The 12,470-nt window shown below is 59.3% G+C and carries 10 protein-coding genes; all 10 read left to right on the top strand.

What is annotated here, in order from left to right; genetic code table 11:
- Nucleotides 1–141: 141 nt before the first annotated feature.
- Entirely contained in the window at nucleotides 142–813 is a 672-nt protein-coding gene (locus ACFSR7_RS03620) for a YheC/YheD family protein (RefSeq protein ID WP_378159164.1), read from the top strand.
- Nucleotides 814–1,106: 293 nt separating this feature from the next.
- Nucleotides 1,107–1,253, top strand: a complete 147-nt coding sequence (gene sda, locus ACFSR7_RS03615; protein WP_090110608.1) for a sporulation histidine kinase inhibitor Sda — start codon at nucleotides 1,107–1,109, stop codon at nucleotides 1,251–1,253.
- A gap of 474 nt (nucleotides 1,254–1,727) precedes the next feature.
- Entirely contained in the window at nucleotides 1,728–2,921 is a 1,194-nt protein-coding gene (locus ACFSR7_RS03610) for an NAD(P)/FAD-dependent oxidoreductase (protein WP_282907293.1), read from the top strand.
- Nucleotides 2,921–3,202: a hypothetical protein gene (locus ACFSR7_RS03605; protein WP_282907294.1), complete on the top strand. Its 282-nt coding sequence runs from the start codon at nucleotides 2,921–2,923 to the stop codon at nucleotides 3,200–3,202. The genes ACFSR7_RS03610 and ACFSR7_RS03605 overlap by 1 nt, the downstream gene beginning before the upstream one ends.
- A 146-nt stretch (nucleotides 3,203–3,348) precedes the next feature.
- Nucleotides 3,349–5,139, top strand: coding sequence for a sensor histidine kinase (locus tag ACFSR7_RS03600; RefSeq protein ID WP_378159162.1), 1,791 nt, complete (start codon nucleotides 3,349–3,351; stop codon nucleotides 5,137–5,139).
- Entirely contained in the window at nucleotides 5,132–6,544 is a 1,413-nt protein-coding gene (locus ACFSR7_RS03595; RefSeq protein ID WP_378159160.1) for a response regulator transcription factor, read from the top strand. Before ACFSR7_RS03600 ends, ACFSR7_RS03595 begins: the two co-directional genes overlap by 8 nt.
- A 217-nt stretch (nucleotides 6,545–6,761) precedes the next feature.
- Nucleotides 6,762–7,670, top strand: a complete 909-nt coding sequence (locus ACFSR7_RS03590; protein WP_378159158.1) for an ABC transporter permease — start codon at nucleotides 6,762–6,764, stop codon at nucleotides 7,668–7,670.
- A complete protein-coding gene (locus ACFSR7_RS03585; RefSeq protein ID WP_378159156.1) occupies nucleotides 7,671–8,597 on the top strand; it encodes a carbohydrate ABC transporter permease in 927 nt (308 codons plus the stop codon).
- A 48-nt stretch (nucleotides 8,598–8,645) separates the two neighbouring features.
- Nucleotides 8,646–10,313 (top strand): extracellular solute-binding protein, encoded by a 1,668-nt coding sequence (locus tag ACFSR7_RS03580; protein ID WP_378159154.1) that lies wholly within the window; start codon nucleotides 8,646–8,648, stop codon nucleotides 10,311–10,313.
- Between the two features lie 253 nt (nucleotides 10,314–10,566).
- A complete protein-coding gene (locus tag ACFSR7_RS03575) occupies nucleotides 10,567–12,312 on the top strand; it encodes a right-handed parallel beta-helix repeat-containing protein (protein WP_378159152.1) in 1,746 nt (581 codons plus the stop codon).
- The last annotated feature ends 158 nt before the right edge of the window (nucleotides 12,313–12,470 follow it).

The raw sequence follows: 12,470 nt of genomic DNA, 5'->3' as shown, positions 1-12,470 counted from the left end.
ATCGAATGTGGGTAAAAGGGCAGGTTGGGCGCCCCCCGCCGCCTGCCGACAAAAGGGCGGGTTGCCATGTCCATTCATCCAAGACGGTGCGCGGATGTCCGAGTATGCTGGTTATATATCGGATAAAAGGAGGACTGGCGCATGCATCAGCAGAACGGACGCATGCTGGCGAGCAAATGGCTTAAAACGACGGCGCTTATGACGAACGGCTATGTGGCGCGTCACATCCCGCCTACGAGAAGATACAGCACGGGGAATTTGAGGACGATGCTGCATCGTTACGGCATGGTCGTTCTGAAGCCCGTCCGCGGTGCAGGAGGACACGGCCTCATCAAGGCTACGCGGGTCGGTGCGGGGTATCAGGTTCATGCGAAAAGCAGGGTCCGTTCTTTCGGTACGTTCGCGGGGCTCTGCGCACATCTCGGCAGGCTCAAGGGAAGACGCGCGTACCTGATTCAGCGCGGCATCCGACTGGCCACGGTCGCCGGAAGGCCGATCGACTACCGGGTCAAGCACGTGAAGACGGAAGCGGGCTGGCAAATCAGGGCGATGGTCGGACGCGTGGCGCGCAGGGGGCTTTTCGTCACCAATCTCTGCAGAGGAGGCACGCGGGTGACGGCCGGTCAAGGCATCGCCAGATCGCTGTCGGGGCGTCTCGTCGGCCCCAAGAAAAGCCAGATGCGCCACTTGACCCGTACGTCCACGGCGCTGCTGGAGAGTCGCTTCCCGGGGATCGGGCAGCTGGGTTACGATTATGGCATCGACCGCGGCGGACGGATCTGGATGCTGGAGGTCAATACGAGGCCACAGTAACGGCTGGAGCAAACCGCATTACTATTATTGGTAGCTATCATCGCAAATTTCGCTATGAATTATTTTTATGGAAAAAACAGTATTTTGCCTGTGGATAAGTTCATCCACAATATTCTCTCCGGTTGAACGCGGAAAACGGGTTTTTTCAACAAAATAATCACATCTTGTACACAGCTTGGTGTGGATAGCGAGGCGCTTGTCCCTCAGTTGAGGAGCATGCTATGATGCCATCACGAAGAGCTCGCAGAGCGGGATCCTCGTCAGAATAGCCTGCTTAAGAAAGGGTGTAGGCCATGTTGCCGTTGTTGTCGGATGAGCTGCTATTGGAAGCTTACCAACATGCCGTCCGCTTGAAGCTGGAAAGGGAATTCGTACATCTGCTGCACGCCGAGATCCGGCGCAGACAACTGCCCATTAAGGAAGAGCGGCTTGCGAAATAGTCGCGCGCGTCCCGATCATATGGATGAAGGCATCCTCGCTTTTCGGCCGTTCCGGCCGAGGGCAGGGATGCCTTCTTTATTATAAATGCGCGATTCGATGCGTTTAGAACCCCTGCAACGAGCTTTAGTTTGCCCGGAAAAGTCGCAATATCGCCAACCGCCGACGATGGCGACATCCGCGGGAGCGGCCGATGCCGGACTCCCTTGCAGTCCCTCCGTTTCTTCATGGACTTACGACAATTCCGGGTCAGGCACGTCCCCGAACAAGCCGTGTCCCCAAGCGGGATGCAATCAGGATAAAGCCAGGCGGAACAGGGTAAATTTGTGGAGAAGTCCAAACGATTTTGTAACAATGAACCTTGAAATAGAAGGGTAAAGCCGATATGATTCTTTTGAGGCAAAGAGACAAATATGCCTATCTTCATTGTGGATTTTTTCACATGTTGAACACCAAACTGGATTGGATGGGATCCCATGAGCAGTATACCCAAAATCGTCATCCTAGGCGCGGGGTACGGCGGCGTTCTGACGTCGCTGCGTCTCCAAAAAGAGCTTAATTATAATGAAGCTGACGTGACACTCGTCAATAAGCATGATTATCACTATATTACGACGCATCTCCATATGCCTGCAGCGGGTACGGATCACCCGGACAACGCGCGCGTGAGCATCTCCAAGCTCATCGACGAGTTCAAGATCGACTTCGTCAAGTCGACCGTCGTGCAGATTCGTCCGCAGGACCGCAAGGTCATTCTGGAGGACGGTACATTATCCTACGATTATCTGATTATCGCGCTGGGCGGCGAGTCCGAGACGTTCGGCATTCCGGGGATGGCGGAGAATGCCTTCACGATCCGCAGCATCAACTCGGTCCGTCTCATCCGCGAGCATATCGAATACCAGTTCGCCCGCTACAAGCGCGAACCGCACCGCACGGACTATCTGACGTTCGTCGTGGGCGGCGCGGGCTTCACCGGGATCGAGTTCATCGGCGAGCTGGCCGACCGCGTGCCTGATCTGTGCAAGCAGTTCGACGTGGACCGCTCGCTCGTCAAGATCATCAATGTCGAAGCGGCACCGACAGCGCTGCCTGGCTTCGATCCCGAGCTGGTGGAGTACGCGATGGAGGTGCTCCGCAAGAAGGGCGTCACCTTCCGCATCGGCACCGCGATCAAGGAGTGCACGGCGGACGGCGTCATCGTCGGCGAAGGCGAAGAGATCAAGTCGCAGACGGTCATCTGGTCCGGCGGCGTCCGGGGCAACCGGCTGATCGAGGAAGCCGGCTTCGAGACGATGCGCGGACGCGTCAAGGTCGACGAGTATTTGCGCGCGCCGGGCCATGAGAACATCTACGTGCTCGGCGACAACTCGCTGATGTTCAATCCGGAGGGGCGTCCATACCCGCCTACGGCACAGATCGCGATGCAGCAGGGCGTCAACTGCGCCCACAACCTCGTCGCTTCGATCCGCAATCAGTCGCTGCGGCCTTTCGTATTCAGCAACAAAGGCACGGTGGCTTCGCTGGGCAAGGGCGAGGCGATCGGGATGGCGTTCGGCAAGAAATACAAGGGCCGCACGGCAGCCTGGATCAAGAAGCTGATCGACCTTCGCTACCTGTTCATTATCGGCGGCATCCCGCTCGTGCTCCGCAAGGGCAAGTTTCTCTAATGCGGCACTGCAGCGTGCAGGTGCGCGGGCTGCTGACGCGGGACGAGCTTGACCGGTACAACGCGCTGATGGAAGTGGGCGGGTACCTCGAGTCGCAGCAGCGTTACGACCTGTCCGCCGTCGTGCAGGCCGAGGTGGACCTGCTCATCCAGCCGGGCATCGAGCGGCTCAAGGAAAAAGGGCGCGAGCGAGACCGCATGTCGCAGGAATACCTGGAGGAACGCCGGCGCGCGGAGTGGGAAGCGCAAATGCGCGCGGCGATGGACGACGAGGACGACTAAGCGCGAGAGGCGCGATGATAGGCAGGCCGGTTCCGATTCGCTCGGAGCCCGCCTGCCTTTGCTTTTTCCTCTAGCTTGACGAAGGCGTGCCGCAGCCTGATAATAGGCCGTACTTGCAGTCATTCTAACGGTGGGGATGAGACCGCGTGGCCTTCCTGAGAAGACTGTCGATCCGCTCGCAGCTGTTCATCCTGGCCGGATCGGCCATCCTCGTTATTTTGGTAATCATTTTGCATACGTATACGACGATGTCCGGGATGATCACCCGCAACCACGAGACGTACGTCAAGCAGACGGTCGCTGAGATCAAGAAGAACGTCGCCTCCAACCGGGACGTTCTTTTCCGCCTGATGCAGACGATTTCGTACAATGCCGACGTCCAGAGCTTCCTCGTGGAGAAAAACGAGCTGCGGCGCTACGAGATGTTCAAAGAAATCAGCCGGCTGCTCACCAGTCAGAGAGAGCTCAAGGACGGCATCCTCGACATCGTCGTGTCCGGCGACAACGGCGCCTCGATCGACATCAACGGCGGCAGCCGCTATGTAGCCGATTTGAACGCCCGGCTGCCCGGCAAGTCGAACGCCTATTACGTGGACATGCGGCAGTTCGGCACGCTGTACGGGTCGGGACAAGGGCTTGTTTTCGCCACCACGATCTATTATGTGCAGCAAGGCGAGCTGTTCAATACGCGAGTGGGCACGCTGTATTTTATCGTCGATCCGGCGTCGCTCGCGGGCGAGCAGGATTATACGCTCAAGCAGACGAACACTCAGATCTACCTGCTCGACCGCTCGTACAAGATTATCGCAAGCAACACCGAGCGGGAGACCGGCAGCCGGCTCTCCGATCTGACCGACCGGCTGAGACAGAACGGGATCCAGTCGTTGAAATGGCAGGGCAAGCAATATGTCGTCCAGACCGAGAGCCTGCCTGGCGTCGACGCCGTTATCTTAAGCGCCGCGCCCAAGGATGCGCTGCTGCGGGAGCTTCTCGATATCCGCAAGCAGGAGCTGATCATTCTGTCGATCGGACTGCTCGTGCTGGCCATTCCGCTCATGTTCATCGTCAACAACATTTTGCGGCCGCTCAAGAAAATGATTTTTTTCATGACGACGGCAGCGAGCGGCGGCGACAGCCTGAAGTTCAGGAAGCGCATCTCGCTCAAGGGCTACATGGAGATCAGCATCATGGCTGCCGCGTTCAACGACATGCTGGACGAGATCGAGCATCTGACGCAGCGTCTGCTGGAGACGAACGCCAGGCTGTACGGGACCGAGCTCGAGCGCAAAAAGTCGGAGCTCGCCTTTCTCCGCAGCCAGATCAATCCCCACTTTTTGTACAATACGCTTGAGGCGATTACCGGCATCGCGGCCGTGAACGGCCAGGGCAACATTAAGACGATGACCCGCGCGCTGTCCAGCATCTTCCGGTACAGCGTCAAAGGCGCGGACGCCGTCCCGCTGTCCGAGGAGATCCGGATCGTGGAGGCATACATGTGCATCCAGCAGATCCGGTTCGCGGACCGCTTTACGGTGCGCTACCGGATCACGGAGGCGGCATCCGAATGCGTCGTGCCCAAGATGATCCTGCAGCCGCTCGTGGAGAACGCGATCTATCACGGCGTCGAGCCGACGCTGCGGCACTGCGTACTGGAGATTGCAGGGGAGATCGACGATTCGGGCGATCTCGTCGTCGACGTGCGGGACGACGGCGTCGGAATGCCGCCGGAGCGGCTCGAGGAGCTGCGGCGGATGCTGCAGAATCCCGCGTCCGGGCCGGAGGCGGACGAGCCCCGCAGCATCGGACTGGTCAACGTGAACAACCGTCTCGCGCTGACGTTCGGTCAGCCGTCCGGCCTGTCGATCGACAGCTCGCCGGAATGGGGGACGCATATCAGGCTGCGGTTTGCCCGCGAGAGGAGGGATTCGGATGCATAAGGTGCTGCTCGTCGACGACGAGAGCTGGGTCGTGGAGAGTCTGAAGGATCTGGTCGACTGGGAGCGATACGGCTTTAACGTGGCCGGACAGGCTGCCAGCGGAGAAGAGGCGCTTGCGGCCATCGGCAGGCTGCGGCCGGACGTCGTGTTCACCGATATCCGGATGCCGGAAATGAACGGGCTGGAGCTCATCCGCAGGGGGAGGGAGCTGCCGGAGCCGATCCAGTTCGTCGTCGTCAGCGGCTACGCGGAGTTCGCGTACGCCCAGAAGGCGCTTGCCTATGGGGCGGCGGCTTACTGCCTCAAGCCGTTCGACGAGATCGAGATCGCGGGCGTGCTCGTGAAGCTGGCGGCCAAGCTTGACGCGCGAGGCGCGGATCCGGCCGAAACGCTGCTCCGGCTCCTCGACGAGCCCGATCCGGCGGTCGCGGACCGGCTGCTCGGCGAGCTGCGGGAACGGGGGCTCGCGGCGCGCATCGCCGCCGGCGTCGTGCCGGTCGTCGCGATCGGCGGGGGAGAGCCGCCGGGACTCGGGGGCGCCGCCTTCCGGCTGAAGACGGGCGTATCCAAGACGGCCTATCTGGCCGGCGCTCAGGACGTACAGGCCGCCCGCGAAGGTTGGGAGACCGGCATGCATGAAGGCGTGACTGGCATCGGCATCGGCCGTCCGGTCACAGACTGGCGGGAGATCCGTGACGCTATCGCGGAAGCGGACATCGCGGCGCATCAGCGTTTCATTACGGGACGGAGCGGCGTTTACGGGCCTCGGCGCTGGCAGGAGGAGACGCTGAACGCTTGCATGCTGGACGTCGGCAAGGCGGTCGAGGACAAAAATGGACAGGCGCTATCGGAATCGTTCGCGCGCATCGGATCGCTTTTCCGGGAAGGCGGCCTGTCTATACGGCACGCTTTTCAAGTTTATAACATGACGAATTCCTTCCTGTTCAAGCTGGGCCGGACCGAGACTGCGCTTTATAGCTATGAGCAGCTCGCGCAAGTCTTCGCCGACGTGCATGCGATGCTCGAGGGACTCGCGTCCGTCTCGTCCCGCTATCTCAGGCAGAGCGACGCGCCGGTGCCGGAGACGCGTAACCTGACATTTAACGCAATCCTGCACTACGTGACCCAGCACTTCCGGGAGAATCTGTCGTTGCAGGGGCTGTCCGAGCAGTTTTTCATGAACCCGAGCTATATTAGCCAATTGTTCAAAAAAGAAACGGGCGAAACGTTCACCGCCTACGTGGCCAGACTGCGAATCGGCAACGCCTGCGAGCTGCTGCGGGAGGGAGACGATTCCGTGCAAGAGATCGCGGCCAGGATAGGCTACCAGGACTACTTTTATTTCACCCGGCTGTTCAAGAAGCTAACGGGTAAGACGCCTTCGCAATACAGGGAGTCGCGATAGGGATCCGACAAGACCCGCAGAACCGGTCCCGTTTGGCTATGTATTATTTTTAGAACCTCTATGGACGTATTTTAGAAAACCTTCGCCGAAGGTTTTTTCTTTTCCTGCGAACGCTTTCAGATTGCAGGCAATTCCATAAATCCCGTGCATACCGCATGCCGCCGCCGAGAGGGATAATAGGTCCCAGAGCAATGGCAGCGCTTACGGGAGGTACGCAATGGAAAAAAGATTAGGGAAGGAAATCTACAAGAGCCGCTATTTGTACATCCTGCTCCTTCCGACCGTGCTGTTCTACGTGCTGTTCCAATACTTTCCGATGTACGGCGTTCTGCTGGCATTCAAGGAATACCACATCCGGGAAGGGATTCTTCGCAGCCCGTGGGTCGGCATGAGCAACTTCGAGGAGCTGGTCAAGCAGAGCGAGTTCTGGCGGGCGTTCCGCAATACGATCATCATCAGCGTCGGACGGATCGTGCTGGAATTTCCGGCGGCCATCGCGCTCGCGCTGCTGATCAACGAGGTCGTCCGGCAGAAGCTGAAAAAGTTTTACCAGACCGTGTACACGTTCCCGCACTTTATCTCGTGGGTCATCGTAAGCGGCATTATGTTCAACTTTCTGAGCAACGACGGGGTACTGAATCAGATCATCGCGGCGCTGGGCTTCGGCAAGCAGACGTTCCTGACCGACCCGGGATTGTTCCGGCCGATCATCTTCCTCTCGAACATCTGGAAAGAGATCGGCTGGAGCGCGATCATCTACCTGGCGGCCATCGCGGGCATCAATCCCGAGCTGTACGAGGCCGCGCGCGTCGACGGCGCCGGACGCTGGCAGCAGCTGCGGGCGATCACCTGGCCTTCGATCCGCGGCACGGCCGCGATCCTGCTCATTCTGGCCGTCGGCAACGCGATGAACGGCGGGTTTGATCAGATCTTCAATCTGTACAACCCCGGCGTCTATGCGACGGGAGATATTATCGACACCTACGTGTACCGGGCGGCCTTCTCGGACGGCTCGAGCTTCGGGGTGACGACGGCGGTCGGACTGTTCAAGGCCGTGCTCAACTTTGCCCTGCTGTACGGCGCCAACTACATGGTCAAAAAACTCGGCGGAGAGGGGCTGGTCTAGATGGAGACGACGATCGAGAGAAAAGCGAACGCCAACCCGGCGCCGGCCTCGCTTCGCCACAGGAAGCGAAGCTGGGCGGACATCGCCATCCACGCCGTTTTGATCCTGCTGACGATCGGCACGCTGTTCCCGTTTTACAACGTCCTGATCATGTCGTTCAGCGATTCGGCGGCCGTGTCCAAGCAGGTCGTCTACCTGATTCCCACGACGTTCAAGACGACGGCATACAGCTACATCTTCCAGGAGCCGCGCTTTCTGAAGGCCTTTCTCGTCACTTTGTTCGTGACGGTCGTCGGCACGTCGGTCAACCTGATCGTCACGCTGACGGGCGCCTACGTGCTGTCGAAGAAGGGGTACCCGGGAAGAGGCATCGTCATGTCGGGTATCATCTTCACGATGTTTTTCAACGGCGGCCTCATCCCGTTCTACCTGACGATGAAAAACCTGCATCTCATCAACAATCTGTTCGTCATGGTGCTGCCCGTCGCGGTCAATACGTTTTACCTGATGATCTGCATCGCCTTTTTCCGCACGCTGCCGGCCGGCCTCGAGGAGTCCGCGAAGATCGACGGCGCGAACGATATCCAGGTGTTCTACAAGATCGCGCTTCCCGTCTCCAAGCCGATGATCGCGACGATCGCGCTCTTCTACGCGGTAGACCGGTGGAACGAGTGGTGGTACGGCGTCCTGTTCATGACCGACGTGAACCTGCTGCCGCTGCAGGCGCTGCTGCGGGAGCTGCTCACGAACTATGCGCAGGTGCTGTCCGGCATTACGACCAGCGTCCGTTTCCAGGATTCGGGCCTGTATCCGGAGATGCTCAAGATGGCGGTGCTCGTCGTCAGCGCGCTGCCGATCGTCTGCCTGTACCCGTTCATGCAGCGATATTTCGCCAAAGGCGTGCTGATCGGCTCGATCAAGGGATAGTAAGAGCGACAAGCTTTTATTATAAAAATATCGAAGGGGACTACACACATGAAAAAAGCGAAGCTTCTGGGTTCTGCTGGACTATCCGCCGTCATGCTGGCTACCGTGCTTGCGGGCTGCGGCAACGATTCGAACAAAGAACAGGCTTCGTCCTCCGCGCCGGCCGCCGCTTCTTCGCAAGCAGCGTCTTCCGCCTCGGCTTCCCCTGCGGGGGACGCCAATCCGTACGCGGAGCACCTGGACCTGTCCGTCTCCTGGTGGGGCATCGGCGTCGGCTTCGAGAAGCATGACGAGATGCTGCAGAAGCTGGAGAAAGACTTCAACGTCACCTTGAAGCCGATGGACATCGGCTGGGACAACTACAAGGAAAAAGCGCAGGTATGGGCCGCGGCCGGACAGCTGCCCGACATCATCACCAACAGCATCACGAACGACAATCCCGCCACGTATAACGAATGGGTCAAGCAAGGACTCGTCCATGCGCTGCCGGCCGATCTGAGCGCTTATCCGAACGTCGAGAAGGTCGCCAAAGCGCCGGAGGTGCAAGGTATCTACCGCGAAGGTAAGCTGTACGCGATACCGCGCATGACGTATCCGAACACCGACCTGTGGGCCGTGGACCGCGCGATCTACGTCCGCAAGGACTGGATGGAGAAGCTGGGCATTCAGGATCCCAAGACGTTCGACGAGTTCGAAGCGATGCTGACCGCGTTCGCCACCAAGGACCCGGACGGCAACAACAAGCAGGACACCACCGGCATCGTCATGAATACGCTGGGCTATTTCAAGTCGGTGTTCGTCCCGACCTTCCCGCAATTCGGCAACCAAAGCTGGCTGAAGGAAGACGGCAAGTGGATCCCGTTCTACGCGTCCAAGCAAATGGACAACGTCGTCGTGCAAGCCCGCAAGATGTACACGGACGGCGCGCTCGACAAGGACTTCGCGGTCGAGAAAGCCGGCGAGGCCAACCAGAAGTTCTATCAGAACAAAGCGGGCGCGCTGGCGTTTAACGTCGATTCGGCGAGCGGCTCGACGGGCATCAAGGCCGAGTGGGAGAAAAACAACCCCGGTCAGAACTTCTTCGACCACGTGAAGGTGCTTCACCTGTGGCCGGCGGCCGACGGTACGATCTACCGCCACACGACCAACTCCTGGTGGTCCGAAACGATGATCAACGCCGACGTCGACGACAAGAAGCTGGACCGCATTCTGCGCATCTACGACTGGCTGCTTTCTCCGGAAGGCAAGGAAATGTTCGACTACGGCATCGAAGGCAAGGACTTCACCAAGAGCGGCGATCAATACACGATCACGCGTCCGAAGGACGGCGATTCGTACATCGATCTGAAAAAGGAATATCCGTCGATGGACATCATCTCGCAGCTGGCGATGTGGCGCAACGTGAGCGCGATCGAGGATTCGCCGATCAACCGGGCCGCGAAGGGCGACGACGTGGTACAATTCGTCCAGGACGAGCTGAACTGGCAAATGCAGAATGCCAAGCCGATCCCGACGGCGTTCGAGATTTTCACGATGTCCACGCCGGCCAAGGATAAGCTGTCGGCCATCAACTTCGACGACGACTTCACCCGCATGATCCTGAGCAAGGACGACCCGGTCGCGATGTGGCACGACATCGTCAAGGGGTACGATGGCAAGGGGCTGCAGCAGGCGATCTCGGAAGTGACGGCGGAGATGGCGAAGCAGGGGAAGTAGAAGGTTGAGGGGAAGCTTGAGTGAGGGCTTAAGTGATGCTTGAGTGAAAGCTTGAAAAGCGAAAAGCTTGAGGAGTGCAAGAGAAGCCTAAGGGAATGCCTGCCGGGTAGCCGGCCGGGCATTTCCTTGTATGTGCGTGAAGAGCGGAAGGCCAGAGCTGGCTGCGGGAGTGCTGGCAGGTTGGCGGAAGCTGAAGCGGGAAATAGCGAGAGACGGATGGAGCAGAAGCAGGAGCGAGAGTAGGGGGAGCAGCATGCGCGAAACGAAACAACAGGCGAGCGCGAGACAGACGTTCTGGCGGCTTGAGGACTTCGGCGCACGGCCGGATTCCGGTGACGATACGACGGACGCGATGCGACGGGCGATCGCGGCGGCAGCAAGCGCAGGGGGACCTGTGCTGCTGATATGCGGGCCGGGCCGGTACGATTTTTATGCCGAGAAAGCCGCACGCGTGCCTTATTTCATCACGAATACGGCCAGTGAGACGGAGAATCCGGATATCACGAAGACGATCGGCATTTATATGAAAGGTGTGCGCGATCTGACGCTGGACGGACAGGGGGCGCTATTCGTTTTTCATGGCAAGCAGACGATGCTCGCGCTCGACGGATGCGAACGGGTAACGATTCGCAATTTGCGCATGGACTACGCGGAGCCGACGGTGACGGAAGCGAAGGTGACCGGCGTCGGCGGCGACTGGCTGGAGCTTGAGGTTCATCCGGATTCCCGCTGCATGGTAGAGAGCGGCAAGTTGGTCTGGATCGGCGAAGGCTGGCGCTTCCACGAGGGACCGGTGCAGGCATACGATCCTGCGAGCGATACGACCTGGCGCATCGATAATCCGGTCGAGGCGGCGGCGACGGCGGAGCTGATCGGATCGCGACGAGTACAGCTGAGCTTCGGCGAGGACAGTTCTGCGGTAGAGGCGCTGGCGGGAATTGAGGCCGGTTATGTGCTGCAATTCCGCGACGGCATCCGCGACCAGGTCGGGGCCTTCCTGCTGGACAGCCGCGACATCGTCATGGAGGACGTAGGGATGCACTTCATGCACGGGCTCGGCATCGTGGGACAGTACAGTGAGAACTTATCTTTTGTGCGCATGGAGCTGGCACCGCGTCCGGAGACGGGCAGGACCGTCGCTGCTTTTGCGGACTGTATCCATCTGATGGGCTGCCGGGGCCGGATCGAGATTGCGGACTCCCGGTTCGCCGGCGCTCACGACGATGCGATCAACATCCACGGCACGTATTTGCAAATCGTGGGCCGGCCTTCGGCGGGCGTGGTCGAGGTGCGGTTTATGCATCCGCAAAGCTATGGCTTCGAAGCTTTCCGGGCGGGAGATGAGATCGAGTTCGCGAGGCGCAGTTCTTTGACGTCGTTCAGAACCGGCAGGGTACGTTCGGTAGAAAAGATCGACGACCGCACGCTGCGGCTGACGTTGGAGAAACCTGCGCCGGCAGCGGAGGATTGCGAGCCGGGAGATGTCGTCGAGAACGTAACCTGGACGCCGGAGGTGCGCATTGCCGGCAACCGTTTCGTCCGCATTCCGACGCGCGGCATTCTGATCACGACGCGCCGCAAGGTCGTCATCGAGGGCAACACGTTCGAGCGGATGCGAATGAACGCCATCCTGATCGAAGGGGATGCCTCGTCGTGGTTCGAGTCCGGCCCGGTGCACGACCTGACGATCCGGAACAACCGGTTCGTCGAATGCGGCGACGCCGAATTTCCGGTGATCGCCATCACGCCGGCGGTCGACGCGCCTGACGCGGCGCGGCCGGTGCATCGCCATATTCGTATCGAAGGCAATCGCTTCGAGACGCGGGAGGCCTTGGTGCTGAAGGCAAAGGGAGCGGCAGACGTTTCTTTTGCGGACAACGAGATTCAGGTGGCGGCGGTATCGGGCGGCGGCTTCGGCTTGTTCGAGCAGACGGTTCGTATGAACGAATGCGCGGATACGGACGTTCGGGACAATCTGTTTTTCGTTTCGGAAGCGTAGACGGGACTGGCATGGGTGCCGTGTTGCCGAGCGATAGTTGCTAAAAGGCATTTATTTTCAACTAGAATGGCCTTTTTTAGGTCGATAGCTGTCAAAAGGCATCTAATTCAACCCAAACCGGCATTTTGCGTCAAAAGTATTCAAAATAACTGCTCTTT

It is taken from the genome of Cohnella sp. GCM10020058 (assembly GCF_042683485.1).
Classification (GTDB): Bacteria; Bacillota; Bacilli; order Paenibacillales; family Paenibacillaceae; genus Cohnella.
The sequence above is the reverse complement of the archived record's forward strand: the minus strand, read 5'-3'. Positions and strand labels throughout refer to the sequence as shown.